Below are 22,536 nucleotides of genomic sequence, written 5' to 3'. Positions count from 1 at the left end.
GGCGCACCGGGCACCGCCGCGGAAGAGGGCAATCAAGCGTCGACGGTATCGGCGGCTTTGCTGTGGGTGGTCGAATGCAGGGCGGCTTCACGCTGCTCGGCATCCTTGTAATCGAGGTATTTACGCTGGGTGGCGATGTGGTCGGCCACGTGTTTGGCGTCATGCCACACGCCCCAGATGAACGACGAACCACGGCGCGACTGCCATGGCAGCCCGAGGAAATACACCCCCGGCTCACTGGACACGCCGCGCTGGTGCTGCGGTTTGCCCTTGTCGTCAAACGCTGCGACCTGCAGCCAGGAATAGTCCACGGCGAACCCGGTGGCCCAGATGATCGAAGTGATCCCGGCCTTGGCCAGATCCAGATCGAGCAGCGGATTTTTCACGCACTCGGGATCCGGATAGGTCTCGCGTGCTTCAGGTTCTTGCGGCAAGTCGAGCCCATTGCGCTCGACGTAAGCGTCTGCGGCATCCAGCAGCGCCAGATAGTTCTCGTCGCCACGCTTGAGGTTGTCGCGCAGGTCCTGCTTGAAGGTCACCACGCCGTTGCTGAACGACTCGGTGACGCCGACCAAGGTCATGCCGCGATGGGCCAGACCACGAAAATCGATGGTGCGCCCGCCATGGGCGCCGCTGACCGCGATGGTCACGTGCTCACGGCCGGGTTTCATCGCCGCCTGATCCCACTCGCCGAGCACCCCCAGCCACCAGCAGAAATCGCGGTTGCGATAGGCCCGCGGCGGACGGTCATGCGCACCTACCGACAGGTACACCTGCTTGCCGGAGCGCTGCAGTTCATCAGCGATCTGCACGCCTGACGAACCAGCGCCAACCACCAGCACTGCGCCTGCGGGCAGTTGTTGCGGATTGCGATAGTCGGCGGAGTGGATCTGCAACAGACGCGGGTCTTGCGGCGCAATCGGCGGGATCACCGGACGCTGGAACGGGCCGGTTGCCGCGACCACGCGGCTGGCCTCGATCACGCCTGCGGAGGTCTCGACGGTGAAGCCCGGACGCCCGACATTGCGCACCACGCTTTTGACCTCGACCCCGGTGCGGATCGGCGCGTTGAATTTCTTCGCGTAGGCTTCGAAGTAGTCCGCCACGCGCTCCTTATGGGCGAAACCGTCGGGATCGACATCATCGAATTCCAGCCCCGGGAAGCGGTCGTGCCACGCCGGACCGTTGGCTACCAACGAGTCCCAGCGCCCGGTGCGCCAGCGTTCGGCGATGCGGCTGCGCTCCAGCACCAGGTGCGGCACGCCGAGTTTGCTCAGGTGCTCGCTCATCGCCACACCGGCCTGTCCGGCCCCCACGACAAGCGTGTCTGTTTTTATTATTTCAGTGGTCATTTTTACATCCTTCCTGGCAAGGCAAGTGGATTCGGATCGCTTCAGGCTTGTCCGTTTTGCTTGCGGTCAGACTAGGCAGGAGGGGGGTATCGGTAAAATATTATTAAGCTGGGATGTGAATACAAATTGCTGAAGCAGAGTGGGGGAAGCCAGTAAAAATGCGGCTTGCAGGGCAGGGGCGGGTTGTCCCGGGCGGGAAAACCCGGGACAGACAAGGAGAATTTCTCCTTCAAGGAGGGGGGAGTGTCGCGTCAGTTGCCGTCGGCAACCTTGCGTTCGATCGCATCGGTCTTGCGCTTGAGTTCCTCGGCCTCCTGTTCCTTGGTGCGGATCGAGGTTGGCGTCAGCACCTCGTCTACTGCTTTGGTGTCGTCGTCACTGTCCTGCAGATCGCGGCGAACCACATCCACCGGTTTACCCGCCGCATCGAGCGGTGGTGCGTTATGAGGGGTTGCAGGCTTGCGGTCATCGGTGTTTTTCATTTTTCATACCTCCATTGGCTTACAACGTTGGATACGACGACATGACGCGAGTTCGAGAAATTTCACGGGTAACCGCTGCCGCCCTCGGCTGCGCACTATTGATTGCTACACAGACGGTTCAGGCGGCCAGTTTCGACTGCGCCAAGGCCCGGGCGGCGGACGAAAAAGCCGTCTGCGCCAACCGCACGCTGAACGATCTGGACGTGACCATGGGCGAGCTGTTCAGCCTCGATAAACGCCTGCTGCCGATGGGCGGGCGCGATGCTCTGATCGGTGAGCAGCAGGCCTTCCTCAAAAGCCGCAAGGCCTGTGGTGCGAAGGTCGATTGTTTGACTGAGCTGTATCAGAAGCGCGTCGTTGCGTTGCGCAACATCATCGAGACGCGAGTGATGACGCAGGGGCCGTTTTGACCCGCTGCGTTTTTCTGCTGCTGGTCAGGTCATGCCGTCAAAGCAAACTCCACGACACCCCGACATAGACCCCCAACCCTTCACCCGGCGTAGACCGCGCCGCATCCAGGCCCTTGTCGTCATACCCCGGTGTGACCGTCGCGGCGTAGTGCTTATTGGTCAGGTTGCGCAGGTCGAGCCAGGTTTGCCAGTCGTTTTTCGGCGCGTTGTAGCCGACGGTGGCGCCGAACAATGCGTAGGGATCGGCGTAGTAGCTGTTGGCGTAATCCACCGCGACTTTGGACACCAGTTGCGTATTGACTGCCGCGAAGAAGCCTTGTGGCCAGTCGTGGCGCAGTTCGCCCTGGTAGTAGTGCATCGGCAGGCCGGGCAGGCGGTTGTCGCCGAAACGCTGGTCGTCGCGGTAGTGGAAATCGCTGAAGGTGTAGGCCTGGCGCAGGCTCAACTTACGTCCGTCGGGGGCCGACCACAGTGTGCTTTGCAGACTGGCTTCCACGCCCTGGTGCACGGTGGGGCTGGCGTTGAGTTCGTACGGGGTGACGGCGTTGGCGTCCGGCAGTACCGACAGCAATTCGTGGCGCACTTGGGCGTAGTACCACGCCAGGCTCCACTGGCCGAGCGCGCTGTCGCCGCGACCGCCGAGTTCGAGGGTGGTCGCGGTCTGGTTCTGCAGTTTGATCGGGTCGCTCTGGGTGCCGGTCGCCGCACCGTTGCCGGCCGGGAAGCGGATGTTCGAGCTGTAGATCAGCGACCACGGGTGCGGTGCTTCGACCGAACGGCTGAGGTTGCCGAACAGTTGCAGATCCGGCGTGACCTGATAGCGCAGGCCCAGACGCGGCGCGTAATCCCAGTCGTTCAGGCTGGTCTTGCCACCGCTTTGCGGGTAGGTGACGGCGCTTTCGCGGCGGGTGTAGATGGCGGTGAGACCGGTGGTCAGCCACAGGTCGTCGGCGATTTCCAGGTCGTTGCCCACGTGCAGAACGGTGTCCGAACCCTGATAGGTGAAGTTGCGCATGCGGGTGCCCGGGGCATACGCGGCGGTGTTGCCGGACGGGATGCGCACGAACTCACTGGCGCCGTCGTTGGGCAGGTGTTTGGTGGTGCGCAGGCCGACAGTGCTGCGGCTTTCCATGCCGAACAGGGTGTCGCGGCGCTTGTAATCGAACGTGCCGCTGACATCGGTGTAGGCCACTTTCAGACGGTTCGGGCCTTCGCGCAGGTCCATCGGGTAGTCGTGATAGACCAGCCCGGTCTGGATGCTCGAATCGTCGTCGATGTAGTAGGTGGTCTTGTTGCCGATGAAGGCGCTGCCCGGTTGTTTGCGGCTGTCATCGCGCGCCACGTAGGCAGGGTTGGCCGCCCGTGGAGTGTGCTCGATCGAGTGCTTGGTCACGCGGCCGGCGAGGTCGTTGTCGGTTTCGCGATAGCGGAAGTAGAAGCGGGTTTCCAGGTTCGGATTGAAGCGATAACCGAAGTTGGCGATCACGCCTTTGCTCTCGCTGGCGGTGTGATCCTGATAGCCGTCGGCGTTCGCATCGGTCAGCGACACGTAGTAGTCGAAGTCGCCCAGCACCTGCCCGGAACTCACCTGACGCTGCTGATAACCGTGGCTGCCGGTGGCATAGCGCACCTGCAATTTCGGCGCGTCGTAGCCGGTGTGGCTGACGTAATCGATGGCGCCACCCAGCGCCAGTGCACCGCGATCAAAGCCGTTGGCGCCGCGCAGCACCTCCACATGGTCGAGCCACAGCGGTTCGAGCAATTCGTAGGGCGTACCGCCGGGGCCGGTCAGCGGCAGGCCGTCGAGCATTGTGTACAACCCCGAAGCGTGCGCGCCCGGTGCGCGGTTGATCCCCGAACCACGGATCGAGATTTTCACCCCTTCATTACCCGCCGATTGCGCGTAGACCCCCGGCTGATACGCCAGCACATCCTGATTGCTCGCCACACGGCCCTGCAACGGCTGGCGCAGGTCAACCACGTTGCTGCCGCCTGGCACCTGCGCCAGACGCGATTGGGCCTCGGCGACGGAGGAATCGGCGCCGCTTTGTTCTTCAGCCGAAATCAGCACCTGTCCCAACTCCATGCTCTTGGGTTCCTCGGCCATGACCGGGCAGGCGAGGGCCAGGCCCAGCAGGGCAGAGGGCAGGGATTTGGGTGACGGCATCGAAGAAACTCCAGGCAGACAGGAACGGGCAATGAACAGTGCGACGCAAGAAGGAACGACGGAAACACATGGCAATTTTGCTTTTTTAACGGGGTGCTGCGTGGCAGGCGGGGGCAGGATTGCTCAGGAGGCGGCAGTCAGGGCCATACACGCAGACGACTGGCCGGGCTCTATCGCGGCCAGTCGTCCGGCGTATATCTGGATCAAGCAATCTTCAGCGCCATGAGAATGTCCAGCGGTGTCTGGGCAAATGCCCGGGCCTGTTCGGTCATCTCGGCAAGGTTTTCTTCGGCCGTGAGCAGCGGCTGGTCACCCTTGTGCAGCACTTCGCCCTGATCACCGATGACGGCCCACGCCAACTGCGCCCAGTCTTGCGGGTCGGTCATGCCTTGCTTGATCGAAATCAGGAACAACTGCTGCACGCGGCTGATCGGTACGCCACCGCCGGTGACCGGACTGGCCAGCACCTGAATGTTGTTGTTGAACAGCGCGCGTTTGCACAGTTGCAGGTTGAGAGTGTCGCAATGTTCCTGCACCTGCCTTTCGGCGGCTTCGCTCTGGCACGGCGCGGCGACGCCCATGCCGATCAGCACGGTGACAGCCTGCACCAGGTCGTCATAAGACACGGCGCCGACGGCTATCGACAACTGCTGCAAGGTTTTCGCTTCGTAGGCGTTGGCGGCGAGCGCTGCGAGCACCGGGCGGTAAATGTCCGCCTGTAAAGACGCCTCGCCCGCAGGGCCTGTGACCGTGCCGGGAATGCTTTCGATGGCTTGCAGCAGGACAAAACGGCTTCTCAGCAGGCCATCGCGTTGCTCGGCGGCAGACAGCCGATTGGCGCCGCGTACGTACAGATCCCGGCGGAAGTTCTGATTGATAAAGTAGTCGCGCGCCTGTTCGCGCATGATCGGGTGCTCGATACCTTCCAGAAAGTCCATGCCCTCTGCACTCAGGTTCAGCGCAGCCACGGTGTCCAGCGGTACGGCCGTGGTGGCGTAGTCGAGTTTGGCTGCGGTCATGGCATCGACCACATCGATGAAATACATGCAGTCCCAGTTGCGATTGAAATACTCATGGGCCACGTACTGACGGTTCTGGCCCTTGATGCTCTGCAACTGGGCACCGAGGGCCGGCGCCGCTCTGGCGTACTTCGGATTGGCCGCCAGCAGCGTTTCGGAAAACTCCATCGCGGCATCGATGCGTTTGGCCGGGCTGGTCGAGGCCTGGCTGGCAAAGCGATTGTGCAGGCTGAACAGATTGCGCAGGGGCGCTGAAGGCGACCAGCCCGGGAAGCAGTTGTAGCTGACGTATAACATGCCGCCGGGCTTGAGGTGGCGACGGGCGAACTCGACGATTAGTTGCTGATTGTCGCGGCTGACCCAGGACCAGATGCCATGCAGGCTGATGCTGTCGAACGCCGGCAGATCATCGCGGGCCAGCAGTTGCTCGAAGCTGTCGTCATACAGACGGGCCTGGCTGTTCCAGTCGTTCGCCAACGCGATGGCATGGGCGGCCTGAGATGGCGTGAAGTCGGTGCCGACGTAGTTGCCCGGGTTGGCGGCGGCGTGGATGTTGATCGAGACACCCTGACCAAAGCCCAGCTCGCAGTGGTAGCCACCGGCGTTCTCCAGCGTGGCAAAGCCACGCAGCAACAGGCAAAAACGCTGGAACACCGGGTTGATTTCCCGGCTGTACGAATAGGTGTAACCCTCGTCGGTGAAATACCCTTCGTTCCAGGCATTGCTCATGGGTGCATCCTTCAATTCGCGAGTGAGAGCCGCTCTTATAAGGGGTTGGCAATGTGCACCACAAGCGGAAAAACATGTAAGTGAATCTTACGATTGCCGAGGCGTTTAGACGTCTGTCTGCCATCGCTGCTGTGGGCCGCAAATCGGTCATGCAGTCTTTCGGGCCAGCGCCCGGGTTAATTCGAGCACCATGCCCTGTAGGAGCTGCCGCAGGCTGCGATCTTTTGATGTTGATCTTTAAAGTCAAAAGATCGCAGCCTGCGGCAGCTCCTACAGGGGCGCGTGTGGAGTCAGCGCCCGTGCGCCGCGTCCGCCAGTTGCCCGGTATCGACCCGCACGAACACCGAATCGCCCACCGCCGTCAGCACTTCTCCGGCGTACACCTCGCAGATCACCCGAGTTTTGCGCCCGACGTCGCCTTCGACCCTGGCGCGCAAGGTCAGGGTGACGCCCATCGGTGTGGGTTTGATGAACTTGAGGCCGAGGTTGCCAGTGACGCAGTCGATGCGCGGCAGGCTGCCCGGTGCACGCTGTTCGGCGCGGTAGTGGTAAGCCATCGCGGTCCAGTTGGAGTGGCAGTCGACCAACATTGCCAGCAAGCCGCCGTACACCAGGTCCGGCCAGCCGCAGTATTTGTCTTCCGGCAGGTGTTCGGCCATGACGTGCACGCCGTCCTCGTGCCAGTAGCTTTTGACGTGCAGGCCATGGGGGTTGCGGCTGCCGCAGCCGTAGCAGACGCCTTCGGGGGCGGCGAGGTCTTGCAGAGGCGTTTCGGAACGGGTCATGGGTCTGATCATCCTGAAGTGGTGAGCCCGGTCAGGCGCAGGCGGTTGCGCCCACCGCGCTTGGATTCATACAGCGCGGCGTCGCCTTGTTCGATCAATGCCGCGAGGCTGGCCGGTGGCTGGTTGAACAGGGTGGCACCGATGCTCAGTGTCACCGGCTCTGGTGTCGGGAAGGCTTGCGCGGCGCTGCGCTGAAATTGATCGCGCAGGGCGTCGCCCAGTCTGACGATGTGATCACTCGGCGCGTTGCTCAGCAAAATCACGAACTCGTCGCCGCCCAAACGGGCGGCCAGCGCCTCATCGGTGGTCTCGGCGCGGATCATTTCGCTCAACGCGACCAGCAAACGGTCGCCGGCGCTGTGGCCGTACTGATCGTTGACCGATTTGAAGTTGTCGATATCGATCAATAGCAGGGCGCCGGGATGCGCCGCAGACACGCCCCGCAGCAGGCCCGGCGCGCGCATGTCGAGGGCGCGGCGGTTGTAGAGCGCGGTCAGTGGATCGCGGGCGGCCAGTCGGGCGATCTGCTCCTCGCGCCGGTAGCGTTCGGTGCCGGTCATCGACAGTGCGATCAGCATGATCGCCATCGCGCCCTCGACCAGCGAGATCTGGATGATGACGCCACGGAACGCAGCCAGGTCGATCAGCGTGCCGGGGATCACTACGGTCAGGGCCTTGGCCACATAGAAAATCCCATGCCCGAGCAGCACGTAGCGCAATTGCACCGCACCGACGCTCAGCGATTTGCCATGCGGGCGCAGCAGCAGGCTGGCCTTGAGCGTCGAGGCAGCGACCAGCAGCGAGTTGGCGGCGAGCATGACTTTCGACCATAGCGGCCCGTCCGGCAGCAACAGCATCACCAGCCAGCAGACGAAGATCAGGTACCAGGCCGGTGACAGGCGGATCTGCGTAAAGCGCGCCACCCCCAGCAGAAACAGGAAGTGCGCGGTCACCAGCAAGCCGTTGGCGAACCAGATGCCGATCAGCAAAAAGCCGTTGCTGCGCAGCAGGGCCAGGGTGGAACCGATGGTGATGGTGGCGAAACCGGCGCTCCAGAACAGCAGCGAAGGCTCACGAATGCTGCGCCACTCGACCGCCAGATACAGCGCGGCGGCGGCTGCGAGAGCGATCGAGATGGTCAGCATCGTTGGTGGGTCGAGCGGCATTTCCGGGGGAGCCTGTCAGAAGGTCGGTAAGGCCGCCGATTGTAAGCGTTCGGGGCCGTTTTGGCAGGCGCCGCATACGATCATCACCAACCGGCGTCCACGCTCATTCGTGAGGCGTGAGCCAAGTGTCGACGACCCGCCGATCCAGTTCTTCCCAGTACGCCATGCCCAGCACCCGGGTGGTGTTCAACCCGCGCAAATAGCCACGCAACTGATTGGCGGTATCGCGCTTGAGCTGCGCATCGGTGATGTCCTTGTGCAGCAACACGTTTTCGTACTGCACCAGGTATTCCGCCACCCGCTCGCGAAAGTCGGGCAAAACCGCGTCGCGGATCAGGTCAAAGGTTCTCAAATCGGCTTCCTCACTGTTGTTTTATTCATTGTGGATGAGTGTGTACCCGTCTTTATCGTGCGCAACTATCGCTAGAAGTAATAGTGACCATCACGAAACGCAAGTTCAGCTTTGCAGGCAACAGGCGGAAAATTGCCCTCATTGAAAATGCAGCTCAAGGAAATTGCGCGATGAAGACACTGACCCGACTGGCGCTGACCGCTCTGCTGATGAGCGGCATGGTAGCCACGGCACCGTCTTACGCCGACGACGCCTGTGCGTGTCATCTTCAGCCAATCGCCGGCAGCAGCGCGACTTTGCAGCATTCACAGACCGTGGGTGTGTTGTACAGCGAAAACACCCGGGAAAACCTGCAATACCTGACGCGCTACCACGATATGGCGCTGCACGGGGCCAAGGATGCACTGGATCCGCGAATTCGCGCAGCCTTTGTCAGCAGCTCCGACCCGGAACTGGCGATCGACTGGTTGCTCAGCTCGTTGCAACGCCAGTTTCTGTCGGTGACCGTTTACGACAACCTCGATGCACTGATTCTGGCGCATCCGGACATCGTGGTGAAACTCGACACCTTCAACCGCTTGCTGACTCAGCAGAACAGCCTGTACGAGGCGCATTTCATCGCGCGTTTCTACGATGCCGACCTGCAGTACATCGGCAAAGCCGAGGGCTCGGTGGAGAAACAGATTTCGTCGGTCTGGGTACACGACAAAGCGGCGCACGAGATTGCCGCGCAGATCGAGCAGCAACGTGACCTGCAACTCAATGCCTTGAAGCAGTTCGATGCCTCGCTCAAGGCGCTGGTGGCTTCCAGCTGAACACTCAAAACCAAAAGGGCAGCGGCGGCGCCGTGACGCTGAACCGCTGCCGGATGAACCGGACTTCTATTTTCAGGATTACACCGATGCGTACTTTTTTTGCCCCGACCCTGGCTGTTGCCTCCTTGCTGCTCGCCGGTTGCGCCTCCGCACCGAACGACCCGACGCTGACCTTGCAGACCAACAAGACTCCGGCGCAATACGCCGATTGCGTGGTGCCGAAGCTGCAGGGCAGTGCGCTGAACCCGACCGTCTCGCAGACCCAGCGCAGCTACCGGATCGTGGTGCCAAGCAAGGTGTCGGCAGACAACGTGCTGGAAGCCTACAAGGCCGGCAACGGCGGCAAGGTGTTCATCTACGAGCGCCACTTGCTGGCTTCGAACTTCCTGCCTTCCAGTTTTGAACGCGCCGCCCAGGACTGCATCTGATCCGGCTGCACAAACCGTTTTAACCGAGCTCCTTTGGTTGGCCGCAACCAACCAATACTTTGCCCCGCACCTCATTCGGTTGCGGGGCTTTTTTTGTCTGACGTTTGCTGCTGTGGCGACGCCGACAATCGACCGCTCGCCCGGCGTCGTCGGCTTCTTGCACCGTCATATTGAAATATGGTTGTATAGTACAACTAAATTTCAGCGGTGGTGTGTCATGAGTATCCCTACAGCCTTGATCGAAGAAATCCGTACAGCGTCGCGCACGATGGTGCGTGAATTCGGTTTCCTGCGCGCCACCCTGGCGGCGACCGACTATTCCGCCTCCGGCGTGCACGCATTGCTGGAAATCGAGGCCGGGGACGGCGTCAGCGCTGCACAACTGGCGCAAAGCCTTGGTCTGGAAAAATCCAGTGTCAGCCGCATGGTCGGCAAACTGATCAAGGCCGGGGAGATCGAGGAGCGTGCTGCCGAGGACGCCCGGGTCAAGCATCTGCACCTGACGGCGCAGGGCCGGCAGACCGTCGCCGACATTCATGCCTATGGCCAGGCCCAGGTCAGCAAAGCATTGGACACGCTCAATCCGTCGCAACAACAGAGCGTGGCGCAGGGCCTGTCAACCTACGCGCATGCGCTCAAGACCATCCGTCTGGGCGCCGACCGGCCACTTACGCCGAACCTGCACATCAGCGCCGGCTATCGCCCCGGGCTGATCGGCCGCGTGGCGCAAATGCATGCGGATTATTATTCGCGGCATTCCGGTTTCGGCGCGATCTTTGAAAGCCGCGTCGCCCGTGAAACGGCGGAGTTTGTCGGGCGCCTCGATCAGCCCTGCAACCAGATCTGGGTAGCCACGCTTGATGAGCGCATCGTCGGCTCGATCGCAATCGACGGCCAGGATCTGGGCAACAATCAGGCGCATTTGCGCTGGTTCATCCTCGACGACGGCTGCCGCGGCAGTGGCGTGGGCCGGCAACTGCTGAGCGCGGCAGTGGAGTTTTGCGATCAGCAGGGTTTTGATGCGATCCAGCTCTGGACCTTCAAGGGCCTAGACGCCGCGCGCCGACTGTACGAAGCGGCCGGGTTTGAATTGACCATGGAAGAGCAGGGCAGTCAGTGGGGCAGCGTGGTGACGGAACAGCAATTCACCCGCCACCGGACGTGATCGCTACTGTTCCAGCCAATCAGGATAGATTTGCACAAAGTGCTGCTGCAGCCATTCGACAAATACCTGAACTTGCGCAGCCAGGTGCGTGCGGCTGGGGTACAGCAGTGATACCGGGCGCGGGGTGGGCCGATAGGCGCTGAGGATTTCCACCAGGGTGCCGCTGGCCAGATATTCGGCCACGGTGATGCCTGGCGCCTGAATGATTCCAAAGCCCGCTACGCCGCACTGCACGTAAGCATTCGACTCGGTGACGGTGATGCCGGCGTTGCTGATGAACGCGCGGTCTTTGCCTTTGACCGAGAAGTGCCAGGGCAATGTCCTGTTGTTTTGGCCGGAAAGAAAATTCACCCCGCGATGGGCATTCAGATCGTCGAGTGTCCGCGGTTCGCCGTGTTCCTGCAGATACTCGGGGGCTGCGCACGTGACCATGGTTGCCATGGCGATCGGGCGAGCGATCAAGGTCGAGTCCGGTAACTCGCCAATTCGTAACGCGCAGTCGATGCCTTCACCGATCAGGTCGACCGCCCGATCAGTCACGCCCAGCACCATGTCGATCCCGGGGAAGGCGCTGGTGAAGGTTTTCAGGTTTTTGATGAAGTCCAGTTGCGCGAACGCGGTCGGGATATCGACCCGAAGCCGGCCTTCGAGCGTTGCTCCGCTGCGGTCGAACATCGAAGTGGCGGCCGAGATATCCGCGAGAATTTCCTGCACTCGCTCATAGAACAGTTGGCCTTCGGTGGTGAGCGCGACTTTTCTGGTGGTGCGCTGAAACAGACGCACACCCAGGGATGTTTCCAGCTCCTGGATGTAACGGGTGACCTGGGGGCGCCCGATGTCCAGCGATTCGGCGGCTTTGGTGAAGCTGCCGAGCTCGGCAAGCCGAGCGAACAGTCGCATCGATTGCAGCAATTCCATGATCGGGACCTGAGGGAATTCAATTGTTGCTTGAGGATAGAATAATCATGTGCCTTTTTGCGTATTTATTGCGCGAGCCCAACAGCGAAAGATGTGCCCAGGCAAACCCTTGGTGGTTTGCAGCCATTGATCCGTTTTTGGAGATTCGCAATGAAAGCCTGGTTACTGAAAGATTTCGGCCTCGACAATCTGCACCTGGAAGAGACAGCGACCCCGCAGCCACAGTCCGGCGAATTGCTGGTAAAGGTCGGCGCCGTGTCCCTCAATTTTCGCGACAAGGCGATTGTTGACGGCATCTACGAGCCGCACATGGTGCCCAAACCGTTGATTCCGGTGAGCGACGCAGCGGGCACCGTGGTCGCGGTGGGTGACGGCGTCAGCCGCTTCAAGGTCGGCGATCGGGTCAACTCGCATCTGTATTCCCGCTGGCTGGATGGCGAGCCGGGGCCGAATGAACCGGACTACTGCTTTGGTTCGCCGTTGCCCGGCGGATTGGCCGAATACATGATCATCCACGAAGACAGCGCCGTTGCCGCGCCGGACAACATGAGCGACGAAGAGGCGGCGACGCTGCCGATTGCTGCGCTCACGGCGTGGTACTCACTGGTCGACTTTGGACAGATCCAGCCCGGTCAGACCGTGCTGGTACAAGGCACGGGCGGGGTGTCGATTTTTGCCGTGCAGATCGCCACGGCGCTGGGCGCCAAAGTGATCGCCACATCGAGTAGCGAGCACAATCTGCAAGCCGTGAAGGAACTGGGAGCGGTCGCGGGCGTGAACTACAGAACGACACCGAACTGGGCCGATGAAGTGTTGCGGCTGACTGACGGCAAAGGCGTGGATCTGCTGCTCGACGTGGCCGGTGGCAACGGCATCAATCAGTCGGTTGCAGCGACCAAGGCTTCCGGGCGCATTGCACAAATCGGCTTTTTGACCGGGCAGACCGTTGCACTCAATCTGATGCCGCTGATTTTCCGCCAGACCACCATTCGCGGTATCGCCGTGGCACCGCGCTCATCCTTCGACCGAATGAACGTCTTCCTCAACCAGCACAAGATTCGCCCGGTGATCGATCAGGTGTATCCGTTCGAGAACGCGCGCGAGGCGTACGAGCATCTGGCGAAGGGCGCGTTTGGCAAAGTGGTGATCAAAGTCGCCTGATATAGGCACAGGGCCAGGCAACGGGGCTCAATGCGATTGCGCCAGACCCTGTTGCGCCTTGGCTCTGGCAATCGAAAACGCCTTCGGCAGGCTGGCGCCATTCTTCGCGGCCAGGATCTCGGCCATCACGCTGACCGCGATCTCCGCCGGTGTCTTGCTGCCAATGTAGATGCCGATTGGCCCGTGCAGCCGTTCGAGTGATGCCTGGGTCTCACCAAAATGCTCGATCAGACGTTCGCGGCGCAGTTGGCTGTTGCGCCGCGAACCAATGGCGCCGATGTAAAACGCCGGGCTGTGGAGGGCCTCGAGCAGTGCCAGATCGTCGAGTCGCGGATCATGGCTCAAGGCGACGATGCAGGTGCGCAGATCGACCGCGAAGTCGCGCACCACGTCATCCGGCATGCCAATGATCCGCTCCACACCGTTCACCGCCCAGGTTTCGATGTATTCCGCACGCGGGTCGCACACCGCGACCTTGAAGCCGTTGAACAGCGCCATGGTCGCTAGATACTCGGCCAGCGCGCCGGCGCCGATCATCAGCAGCCGATACCCCGGCCCGAGGGTATTGAGCATCCGGTGGCCGTCGAAACTGAATTGCTCCGGGGTGGCCGTGGTTTCCAGCGTGACGCGACCGCTGTCCAGTGCCAGGCAGCGGCGCACCAGTTGCCCGGCATCCAGTTGCACCAGCAGTTCGTCGAGCATCTGCCATGAGGGATTGAACTCAAGAATCAGCTCAAGCGTGCCGCCACAGGGCAAACCGAAACGATGCGCTTCGTCGGCACTGACGCCGTAGCGCACCACCTCGGGCGCACTGTCCTTGAGGCCGCTGCCGCCATGCGCGGTGGTGTAGCGCTGGATCAGGTCGTCCTCGATGCAGCCGCCGGACACGCTGCCGACCACGCGCCCGTCGTTACGCAAGGCCATCATCGACCCTGTCGGGCGCGGCGAAGAGCCCCATGTGCGCGCCACCGTGGCGAGCAACACTCGCTCGCCGGCGGCGAGCCAGTCCCGCGCGGTGCGCAGGACCAGCAAGTCGATGCTTTCCATCAAACGTTCCTCTAACGCATTTGCAGGATGATCGGGCTGCTGCTGGCCGGATCCGTACGTTCACGCAGCTTGTTGACGGCCTGCGGTTCAATGGCACCGCCCTGATTGCCCCAGGTGCTGCGCATGAAGGTCAGCACTTCGGCGATCTGCTGATCCGACAACTGCTCACGGAATGCCGGCATGCGATAGGCGTCCGGCACTCCGGCTGCCACCACCCGCTGCGAACCGTTGAGGGTGATGTTGATCGCCGAGGCGCTTTCCTTGGCCAGTGCCGAGGTGGCGCCGGCCAGCGGCGGCATCCATTCTGACTGGCCCTTGCCGTCGAGGCCGTGGCACGAGGCGCAGCGCGTGACGTAGGTATGAGCACCGGGCGCATCCAGACGTTCCGTCGCCGAAACCGTTTGGTACTGCCATGGCTGGCCGTCGCGCTGAGGATCCCCCGGCAATGACTTGAGATAGCGGGCGATCGCAGTCAGATCGTCATCGCTCATGAACTGCGTGGAGTTGTTGAACGCCTCGGTCATTGAGCCATAAACCACTGCATGTTTGTTACGCCCGGTCTTGAGGAACTGCACGATCTCCGGTTCGCTCCAGCGGCCCAGACCGGTGTTGTGGTCGTCACGCAGACTTGGCGCGTACCAGCCATCGAGCAAGGCGCCGGCGAGGTACGGCGTGGCGGATTCATCCAGAGCCTTCTCGTTGAACGCCAGACCGCGCGGCGTATGGCAACTGCCGCAGTGTCCGGCGCCTTGCACGAGATAAGCGCCGCGATTCCACACGGCATCCTGCGACGGTTTGGCCACGTAAGGTTCGGTATCGGCAAACACACCGTTCCACAACGCAATCGGCCAGCGCAGGTTCAACGGAAAAGGAATCGCACTCGGGATATTCGCCTGCTTGACCGGTGCCACGCCTTTCATGAAAAACGCGTACAGCGCTCGCACATCGTCGTCACTGAGCTTGGCGTAGGACGGGTAGGGCATCGCCGGGTACAGACGACGGCTTTCAGGTGCCACGCCGTGGCGCACCGCACGGTCAAAGTCCGCCAGGCTGTAGCGACCGATGCCGGTTTCCGGCTCCGGGGTGATGTTGGTCGCGTGGATCGCGCCCAGTGGTGTGGCCATTTCCAGGCCGCCAGCGAACGGCGCACCGCCCGGCACGCTGTGGCATGCCACGCAATCGCTGAGTCGGGCGACGTATTCGCCACGAGCGACCAGCGCCGGGTCGATATCGGCCACGGCGGTGTGGTTGTTTTCAAGGCGCGAGACAGGCTCGCGGGTGACATACCAGGCCAGCAGGCCTGCCGCGACCAGGCACGGCACTGCCAGCCAGCCAGCGGTTCTTGCGAATCGGCTGTTATTCATGGACGCTCCGGCGCTGATCAACTGAAGGTGTGGCGGCTCATGGGCAGGCTGCGCACCCGCTGGCCGGTCAGCGTTGCCACCGCATTGGCGACGGCGGGCGCGACAGCGGGCAACGGTGGTTCGCCGATGCCGCCCATTTTTTCCCCGCTCTCGACAACACGCACGTGGACCCGGGCCATCCGCGCAGGCGGCAGGATCGGATACAGGTCGTAGTTGCGCGCGCGCGGTTTGCCATCAATCCACACGGCTTCCTCTACCAGGGTCTGCGACAGGCCCAGCGCCACCGCGCCATTGACCTGCGCTTCGACAATCGCCGGATTGACGATGCTGCCGGGGTCGATCGCCTGCCAGATGTCGTGCACCTTGACCTGACCGTTCTCGATGGAGACCTCGGCGATCACCGCCGTCTGGGTACCGAACGGCGACGCCATCGCCACGCCTCGCGCACGTTTGCTGCCGTCCGTCGCGATGAACGGCCCACGCTTCCAGCCACCCGACAGCTCGCCCACCGCTTGCAGCAGCGTGGTCAGTCGTTGGTTGTCGCGCAGCAGATGCAGGCGCAATTCGAACGGGTCCTTGCCGCCCTTGTCAGCCAGTTCGTCAAGGAACGATTCGTAGAAGAAGTCGTTGAGCGAATTGCCCACCGAACGCCAGTAACCCAGCATCGCCGGGCCTTTGGCGTAGATCTGCGCGATGCGCTTGTTGGGGATTGCATAGGACTTGCCCGACAAGCCTTCAAGCGCCGTCGGGTCGAGTTTTTCACCCTGTTTGCCGGCCAGCGCCTCGGTCGGGCCTTCGGTGGCGCTGATTGCTTCGATCGCCAGCGGCCAGCCGTCGTTGTCCAGCGCGGCGCGGAAATTCACGGCGGCTACGGGACGCAGCACGTCGCGCAGAAACTCTTCCTCGCGGCTCCAGATCAGTTTGACCGGGCGGCCAACCGCTTTCGATAACTCGATCGCCTGCGGGTAGGGACTGGCGGCGTCGTAGAGGAAATGCCGACCGAAGAAGCCCCCCAGCAATGGCGAATGCAAGGTGATGCGCGACGGATCCAGCCCGGTGCGTTTGGCGATGTCCGCTCGGAACATGTCCGGCGCCTGATTCGGCAGCCAGACTTCCAGCGAACCGTCGGGATTGAATCGGGCCAGCGCCGACGGCGGCTCCAACTGGCCGTGGTTCAGGTACTGGTTGTGGTAAGTGGCGTCAATCCGCGTCTTGGCGCTGGCCAGAACTGCAGCCACGTCGCCCTCATTTTCATCATCCCTGGCCGGGCCTTTGTCTTCAGCCAGGCGCTTGAGCCAGGCATCACTGGAAAAGTCCGCAGGCATCGAGCGTACTTGGCTGTCGGCTGCGGGTTCCTGCCAGTCGACCTGTATTGCTTCCACTGCACGTTTGGCGTGCCACCAGCGCTCGGCGACCACCGCCACGGCCCCCGGCAGGCGATGCACGGAATGCACGCCTTTCATTGCCTTGACCTGCTCTTCGTTGCGCAGGTTACCCACGGTCATCCCCAAACGCGGGGCATGTTGAACGGCAGCATGCAGCATGTCGTCGACCTTCAGGTCGATGCTGTACAGCGCTTTGCCCGTGGACTTGTCGTAGGCATCGACGCGCTTCACCGGTTTGCCGATCCAGCGGAACTGGCTCGGATCACGCAGTTGCACCGAGGCCGGATCGGGAACCGGCAGATCCATGGCGTGCTCGGCCAGTTCGCCGTAGGCCACCGAACGCCCGGACTTGGCGTGCACGACTTTGCCGGGTTCGGTGCTCAGTTCACCCACCGGCACCCCAAGTTTCTGCGCACCGGCCTGCAGCAGCATGGCGCGGGCGAGGGCGCCGAGGCGGCGCATCACCGGGTAACTCATGCGCACCGACATGCTGCCGCCGGTGATGCGCATGCCGTTTTCCATCACTACATAGGCTTCGCCGGGCGGCGCGGCTTCGACCAGGAACGTCGCCGGGTCGGCATCCAGTTCTTCACCGACGATCTGCGCCATCGCGGTGAACGTACCTTGTCCGCCTTCCATGAACGGGCACAGCAGGCGCACGCGGTTGTCCGGGCGAATTTCCAGAAACGCCGGCACCTGCGTGCCACGCTCGGCAGTCGCGGCCGCCACTGCCGCTTGCACGCGCGTCGTGCCCAGCGGCAGGCCGAAACCGAGCACCAGTGCGCCGACAGCGGTGCCGGCCAGGAAACGTCTGCGCGACACGTTGATCGGTTCGTGCAGAGCCAGTGCTGATGCTTCCTGGGACGGATCGATACGCACGTTCATCAGGCGTCTCCCTTGCCGGCCAGTTCATGCACGGCGGCATGAATGGCGTTGTACGTGCCGCAGCGGCACAGGTTGACCATCGCCGCCTCGATCTGCGCATCACTTGGTTTGGGGTTCTGCTTGAGCAGTGCCGTGGCGGCCATCACCTGCCCGGACTGACAGTAGCCACATTGGGCGACCTGCAGATCAACCCAGGTCGAGACCACCCGTTTGCCCACTTCATCGGCCTCGATCGCCTCAATGGTGGTGACCTCGCGGCCGACCACACCGGCCACTGGCGTGACGCAAGAGCGCACCACGTTGCCGTCCACCAGCACGGAGCAGGCGCCGCACTGCGCCAATCCACAGCCGTACTTGGTGCCGGTCATGCCCAGATCATCGCGGATCACCCACAGCAGGGGCGTATCGGCGTCGGCATCGACCTGATAGGTTTTCTGGTTGATTCGTAGTTCCATGGTTCACCCGCTCGATCATCGGTTGACGTGCATTTTTATAAACGGTGAAACGCTGCGAGGCGCCTCACCGGTAAAGCGTGTTCTTTTGCTCAACTGGCCGTATTGCCCAGCGCTTCTGCGGCGAAGGGGTCGCCACGCAGCAGTGCGATGTCACGACTGGGTGCGGTGCCGTACAGGCGTGCGTATTCACGGCTGAACTGCGAGGGACTTTCATAACCGACCGCAAACGCCGCTCGCGAAACGTCCAGACGCTCCATCAACATCAGCCGGCGCGCCTCGTTCAGTCGCAGCCACTTCTGGTACTGCAGCGGGCTCATGCCGGTGAGTTGGCGGAAGTGGTGGTGAAAGGTCGGTGCGCTCATCTGCACCCGCGCCGCCAGTTCATCGATACGCAGCGCCGCGGTGTAGTTGACCTTGAGCCAGTCGATGGCTTTGGCAATGCGATACCCCTGGCCATCGACGGCCGTGATCTGCCGCAGCCGCGCGCTTTGATCGGTATGGAGCAGCCGATAGTGGATTTCCCGCAGCACCAGCGGCGCCAGCACCGGGATCGCTTCAGGCTCGTCGAGCAATGCCAGCAGGCGTTCGAGCGCGCCTTCCAGCGCGCACGACAGGTTGCCAATGCCAGCGCCGGTGTTCATCGACGGCTGCCGTTTCGCAGGCAAGCCACCTTTGCTGAGGATCTCGGCGAGCATGCCGACATCCAGCTTCAGCACCAGCCCGACACAGGGCTGTTCGGGGCTGGCTGCAAGCACTTCGGAATTGGCGGGCAGATCCAGCGAGGTGACCAGAAACCGCGAAGGGTCGTAGCGGTAACCCTCACCGCCGACCCACAAGCGCTTTTCCCCACGGCCCACCAGAATCAGGCTCGGCTCGATCATGCACACGGTCGGTGGCGCCGGCTGATCGCGACGAAACAGCGACAGGCCGGGTATCGACGTGGCGAAGTCGCCCGCTACGCTCACGCGCGAGTCAATGTTCAACGCCAAAGGTGATTCGTGGCGCAGCGGGGTAGGGATCATGTCGGGCAACTCCTGTTGAACGAACTCTAATCCGCTGCACAGGCGATTCCTATACACCACCCTGCATCCTCAGAGGATCAGGCAAGCATTCAAGAGGAATGCACTAGGGCAGAGGTGAATCGACCGGGAGAATGTGTCAAACCATTACAGGAGAGCCGCGATTCGACAACGCGATCCTGACGCCTCTCGCAATACAGGTAATTCCAATGACTTCCCTTTCTACAGAACAACGCGGCTGGAGCGCCGTGCTGGCCATGTCGCTGGCCGCCTTCGCCCTGGTCGCTTCAGAATTCATGCCGGTCAGTCTGCTGACGCCGATTGCCGCCGAACTGCACATCAGCGAAGGTCAGGCCGGGCAGGGGATTTCCGTGTCTGGTGCATTCGCCCTGATGACCAGCCTGGTGATTGCAGCGGTCGCTGCTCGTGTCGAGCGCAAGAAGCTGCTGTTGGGTCTGACCTTGCTGATGATCGTCTCGGGGACGGTGGTCGCATTCGCGCCGGGCTATCCGTCGTTCATGTTCGGGCGGGCCCTGATCGGCATCGCCATTGGCGGTTTCTGGTCGTTGTCGGCGGCAACCGCGATGCGTCTGGTGCAGCCTGACCAAGTGTCCCGGGCACTGGCCATTGTCAACGGCGGCAACGCGCTGGCGACGGTAATCGCCGCTCCGGCAGGGAGTTTTCTCGGCGCGTTGATAGGCTGGCGCGGCGCGTTCTTCTGTGTGGTTCCGGTTGCCGCGCTGGCGGCCGTGTGGCTGCTGATCAGTCTGCCGTCCTTCAAGCTTGAGCGTCAGGCCGGTAGCGGCAACGCCCTGCGGCTGATGAAGCAATGGCCGGTCGCCTTGGGGATGGTCGCCGTCAGCGTATTTTTCATGGGGCAGTTCATGCTGTTCACCTACCTGCGGCCCTTTCTGGAGGGGGTCACCGGAGTCAGCGTTGCAACCCTGTCGTTGATGCTGCTGGGGCTGGGGCTTGCCGGTTTTATCGGGACCTTTGTGATCGAAAGATTCCTCGGCACCGGCCTGTACCGCACGCTGACAGTTATCCCGCTGATAATGGCGGTCATTGCACTGGCGCTGGTCAACTTCGGTGCTTCGCCGTTGCTGACTGCGGTGCTGCTCGGACTCTGGGGACTGGTCGCCACGGCGGCCCCCGTGGGCTGGTGGACATGGCTGGCGCAGACGCTGCCGGAGGATGCCGAAGCCGGCGGAGGCTTGCTCGTGGCCATCGTCCAACTGGCCATCGCCGCAGGGGCCATCGTCGGTGGACTGGCGTTTGATCTGAGCGGTTATAAAGCCACCTTCGAACTTAGCGCGGCGGTGTTGGTGATTGCGTCGGTGCTCGCCTGGTGCGCCGGTCGCAGTGCGACTGAAGTTCATCTGGTCGAGTCGAACGCGGCCGGCTGACGAGGGACACGTTGTCATTTGAGCGTAACGACGACCTTGCCCTTGGCGCGCCCCTGCTCGACGTACTTCAACGCCTCTGCCGTCGAGGCAAACGAGAAGCTGCGGTCAATCACCGGTCGGATGATTGCCTCCTCGACCAGCGTGGCAATTTTTTGCAGTTGTGCACCATTGGCCCGCATGAAGACGAACGTGTAGTTGACCGCCTGCTTGCGCGCCTTGCGCCGGATACCGAAGCTCAACAGGCGCATGACCTGTTGCAATGGCCAGGACAAGCCTTGTTCTTGTGCGAACTGTGCAGTGGGCGGTCCCGAGATGGAAATGAGCTGGCCGCCGGGCTTCAGGACCTTGAGTGATTTTTGCAATACGTCCGCGCCGAGGCTGTTCAACACCACGTCGTAGTCGTGCAGGACGCTTTCGAAGTCTTGCTGCTTGTAGTCGATGACCAGATCGGCCCCCAGTGCCTTGACCCATTCGACGTTCGCGGTGCTGGTGGTCGTGGCGACGAAGGCGCCGAGGTGTCTGGCCAACTGGATGGCAATGCTGCCAACCCCACCGGATCCCGCGTGAATCAGTACTTTCTGGCCCTTTTTCAACTGTGCGATTTCGACCAGTACTTGCCAGGCCGTCAACGCGACCAAGGGCAGGGACGCGGCTTGTGCCATGCTGGTATTGGCGGGTTTTCGGGCGACCGCGTTTTCGTCCACGGCGATCCATTCGGCGAACGTTCCGATCCGCGTTTCCGGCGGGCGAGCGTAAACCTCGTCTCCCGGTTTGAACCGCATCACCTGTGAGCCAACCTCAACCACGACACCCGCCAGATCATTGCCCAGTATGAGCGGTAATGCATAGGGCAGAATCAGCTTGAACTCGCCACTGCTGATCTTCGAATCCAGCACATTGACGCTGCTGGCGTGTACCTCGATCAAGACATCACGGGCACCCACCACAGGGGCAGACGCTTCGCCAATGCGCCCGGTGTTCTTTCCATAGCGATCAATCAGAAATGCTTTCATCGTAGTGCGGCTCTTGGCGGTTGTAAGGAGGGTAGCTGGCGCGTTGCGGTGTTGCTGCGCCGTGTCGTCAGGCGTCGAGGAATGCCTGCGCCTTGGCGACAAAATCAACGCAGTGCTGGAAAATTCCGCCGTGGCCGGCATCCTCGTAAATCACCAGTTGTGCGTTGGGAATGCGCTTGGCCAGCGCCATCGAGTTGACGCTGGGCACCATGATGTCGCTGTCGCCGTTAACGATAAGCGTGGGTATGCGCAAGCGTCCGAGGTCTTGCGGCGGCTGTTGGCCCCACGCGGTGATCGCTTTCAACTGGCGCAGAAAAGCGCTTGGTGTCGAGCCTTTGTCGCGATTGTTTTTGCGTGTTTTCAGGCGTCGCAGATACTGCGCCGCAGATCGACGGCCATTGGCTGACGAGGTGAAGAACAGGTAGACCTTGGGATCGCGCAAGGTCAGCAAGCCTTTGAGGATCAATGGCCACGTCACCGAACCGACCTTGTCGATGCCGCTGCCGCCGGCCGGACCGGTACCGGTCAGAATCAAGCGACGCACCCGATCAGGCGCCTTCAGGGCGATGTCCTGAGCAACGAAGCCGCCGAGCGAGAATCCCAGTACATCAACGGTTTCCAAGCCCAGCGCGCGAATCAGTTGAATGGCATCGTTTGCCATTTCACCGACAGTCAGTGGCGCGGTTCCACCAGAGCCGCCAATACCGCGATAGTCAGTGGTAATGACGCGTCGGGTTCGTGCCAGGCCATCAATGATCGCGGGATCGAAGTTGTCCAGCACGGCGCCCCAATGGTTGAACAGCACCAGCGGCACGCCGATCGCGGGGCCGATGTCGCGGTAAGCGAAACGAACGCCGTTGACCATGATCGACTGGTTCGCCGCGTTGCTGAATGGCGTCGACGCGCCAGTGTGGTTATTTGCCAGGGTTTGATTCATTTCTGCTCCGGATCGCGGGCCGGATTCGATGCAGTGACTTGCGCCTGCATCGAATCCGCCGCGCGTGCTCGCTACC

21 protein-coding genes are annotated in these 22,536 nt (G+C 62.0%); 6 read left to right on the top strand and 15 right to left on the bottom strand.

Features of this window, described 5'->3' with window-relative positions; all coding sequences use genetic code 11:
• Nucleotides 1–32 precede the first annotated feature (32 nt).
• Both ACM6I7_RS08535 and ACM6I7_RS08530 read right to left on the bottom strand, forming a co-directional pair.
• Nucleotides 33–1,352 (bottom strand): flavin-containing monooxygenase, encoded by a 1,320-nt coding sequence (locus tag ACM6I7_RS08535; protein ID WP_414888353.1) that lies wholly within the window; start codon nt 1,350–1,352, stop codon nt 33–35.
• Nucleotides 1,353–1,603: 251 nt separating this feature from the next.
• Nucleotides 1,604–1,834, bottom strand: a complete 231-nt coding sequence (locus tag ACM6I7_RS08530) for a hypothetical protein (protein ID WP_027613005.1) — start codon at nt 1,832–1,834, stop codon at nt 1,604–1,606.
• A 41-nt stretch (nt 1,835–1,875) separates the two neighbouring features.
• Between ACM6I7_RS08530 and ACM6I7_RS08525 the strand changes: the two genes are divergently transcribed.
• Entirely contained in the window at nt 1,876–2,244 is a 369-nt protein-coding gene (locus tag ACM6I7_RS08525; protein ID WP_258679482.1) for a lysozyme inhibitor LprI family protein, read from the top strand.
• A 37-nt stretch (nt 2,245–2,281) separates the two neighbouring features.
• On the opposite strand, the gene ACM6I7_RS08520 is transcribed toward ACM6I7_RS08525, so the two are convergent.
• The 5 genes from ACM6I7_RS08520 to ACM6I7_RS08500 form a co-directional block, all read right to left on the bottom strand.
• Nucleotides 2,282–4,411, bottom strand: coding sequence for a TonB-dependent receptor family protein (locus ACM6I7_RS08520; RefSeq protein WP_414888352.1), 2,130 nt, complete (start codon nt 4,409–4,411; stop codon nt 2,282–2,284).
• A 203-nt stretch (nt 4,412–4,614) separates the two neighbouring features.
• Nucleotides 4,615–6,159: a class I SAM-dependent methyltransferase gene (locus ACM6I7_RS08515; RefSeq protein WP_414888351.1), complete on the bottom strand. Its 1,545-nt coding sequence runs from the start codon at nt 6,157–6,159 to the stop codon at nt 4,615–4,617.
• A 290-nt stretch (nt 6,160–6,449) separates the two neighbouring features.
• Nucleotides 6,450–6,944 carry a PaaI family thioesterase gene (locus ACM6I7_RS08510; protein WP_115989543.1) on the bottom strand — a complete coding sequence of 165 codons (495 nt, stop codon included), beginning with the start codon at nt 6,942–6,944 and terminating at the stop codon, nt 6,450–6,452.
• Nucleotides 6,945–6,952: 8 nt separating this feature from the next.
• Nucleotides 6,953–8,110, bottom strand: coding sequence for a GGDEF domain-containing protein (locus ACM6I7_RS08505; RefSeq protein ID WP_414888350.1), 1,158 nt, complete (start codon nt 8,108–8,110; stop codon nt 6,953–6,955).
• Nucleotides 8,111–8,213: 103 nt separating this feature from the next.
• Nucleotides 8,214–8,462, bottom strand: a complete 249-nt coding sequence (locus ACM6I7_RS08500; RefSeq protein ID WP_414888349.1) for a hypothetical protein — start codon at nt 8,460–8,462, stop codon at nt 8,214–8,216.
• A gap of 170 nt (nt 8,463–8,632) precedes the next feature.
• On the opposite strand from ACM6I7_RS08500, the gene ACM6I7_RS08495 reads away from it, so the two are divergent.
• From ACM6I7_RS08495 to ACM6I7_RS08485, 3 genes are all read left to right on the top strand, one after another.
• A complete protein-coding gene (locus tag ACM6I7_RS08495) occupies nt 8,633–9,277 on the top strand; it encodes an ATPase (protein WP_097090339.1) in 645 nt (214 codons plus the stop codon).
• A gap of 86 nt (nt 9,278–9,363) precedes the next feature.
• Nucleotides 9,364–9,705: a hypothetical protein gene (locus ACM6I7_RS08490; protein ID WP_285373812.1), complete on the top strand. Its 342-nt coding sequence runs from the start codon at nt 9,364–9,366 to the stop codon at nt 9,703–9,705.
• Between the two features lie 217 nt (nt 9,706–9,922).
• A complete protein-coding gene (locus ACM6I7_RS08485; protein WP_150368843.1) occupies nt 9,923–10,870 on the top strand; it encodes a helix-turn-helix domain-containing GNAT family N-acetyltransferase in 948 nt (315 codons plus the stop codon).
• Nucleotides 10,871–10,873: 3 nt separating this feature from the next.
• Here the strand turns inward: ACM6I7_RS08485 and ACM6I7_RS08480 are convergent, their stop codons facing one another.
• Complete coding sequence (locus ACM6I7_RS08480; RefSeq protein WP_177408971.1) at nt 10,874–11,770, bottom strand: LysR family transcriptional regulator; 897 nt, start codon at nt 11,768–11,770, stop codon at nt 10,874–10,876.
• A 168-nt stretch (nt 11,771–11,938) separates the two neighbouring features.
• Between ACM6I7_RS08480 and ACM6I7_RS08475 the strand changes: the two genes are divergently transcribed.
• Nucleotides 11,939–12,949, top strand: a complete 1,011-nt coding sequence (locus ACM6I7_RS08475) for a zinc-dependent alcohol dehydrogenase family protein (protein ID WP_414888348.1) — start codon at nt 11,939–11,941, stop codon at nt 12,947–12,949.
• 27 nt (nt 12,950–12,976) lie between these two features.
• On the opposite strand, the gene ACM6I7_RS08470 is transcribed toward ACM6I7_RS08475, so the two are convergent.
• From ACM6I7_RS08470 to ACM6I7_RS08450, 5 genes are all read right to left on the bottom strand, one after another.
• Nucleotides 12,977–13,996 (bottom strand): XdhC family protein, encoded by a 1,020-nt coding sequence (locus tag ACM6I7_RS08470; protein WP_414888347.1) that lies wholly within the window; start codon nt 13,994–13,996, stop codon nt 12,977–12,979.
• Between the two features lie 11 nt (nt 13,997–14,007).
• On the bottom strand, nt 14,008–15,360 hold the full coding sequence (locus ACM6I7_RS08465; protein WP_414888346.1) for a c-type cytochrome: 1,353 nt from the start codon (nt 15,358–15,360) through the stop codon (nt 14,008–14,010).
• A gap of 17 nt (nt 15,361–15,377) precedes the next feature.
• Nucleotides 15,378–17,630, bottom strand: a complete 2,253-nt coding sequence (locus ACM6I7_RS08460; RefSeq protein ID WP_414888345.1) for a molybdopterin cofactor-binding domain-containing protein — start codon at nt 17,628–17,630, stop codon at nt 15,378–15,380.
• The gene (locus tag ACM6I7_RS08455) at nt 17,630–18,085 is read right to left on the bottom strand and encodes a (2Fe-2S)-binding protein (protein ID WP_011333895.1); all 456 of its coding nucleotides are present in this window, start codon (nt 18,083–18,085) and stop codon (nt 17,630–17,632) included. The genes ACM6I7_RS08460 and ACM6I7_RS08455 overlap by 1 nt, the downstream gene beginning before the upstream one ends.
• 89 nt (nt 18,086–18,174) lie before the next feature.
• A complete protein-coding gene (locus ACM6I7_RS08450) occupies nt 18,175–19,107 on the bottom strand; it encodes an AraC family transcriptional regulator N-terminal domain-containing protein (protein ID WP_414888344.1) in 933 nt (310 codons plus the stop codon).
• Nucleotides 19,108–19,313: 206 nt separating this feature from the next.
• Between ACM6I7_RS08450 and ACM6I7_RS08445 the strand changes: the two genes are divergently transcribed.
• Entirely contained in the window at nt 19,314–20,510 is a 1,197-nt protein-coding gene (locus ACM6I7_RS08445; protein ID WP_027613022.1) for an MFS transporter, read from the top strand.
• Nucleotides 20,511–20,524: 14 nt separating this feature from the next.
• Here ACM6I7_RS08445 and ACM6I7_RS08440 read toward each other — a convergent pair whose 3' ends face one another.
• Nucleotides 20,525–21,523 (bottom strand): NADP-dependent oxidoreductase, encoded by a 999-nt coding sequence (locus tag ACM6I7_RS08440; RefSeq protein WP_414888343.1) that lies wholly within the window; start codon nt 21,521–21,523, stop codon nt 20,525–20,527.
• Between the two features lie 67 nt (nt 21,524–21,590).
• The gene (locus ACM6I7_RS08435) at nt 21,591–22,460 is read right to left on the bottom strand and encodes an alpha/beta fold hydrolase (protein WP_414888342.1); all 870 of its coding nucleotides are present in this window, start codon (nt 22,458–22,460) and stop codon (nt 21,591–21,593) included.
• Between the last annotated feature and the right edge of the window lie 76 nt (nt 22,461–22,536).

The sequence above is a fragment of the Pseudomonas sp. IT-93MI4 genome (assembly GCF_949767635.1).
Classification (GTDB): domain Bacteria; phylum Pseudomonadota; class Gammaproteobacteria; order Pseudomonadales; family Pseudomonadaceae; genus Aquipseudomonas; species Aquipseudomonas putida_A.
The sequence above is the reverse complement of the archived record's forward strand: the minus strand, read 5'-3'. Positions and strand labels throughout refer to the sequence as shown.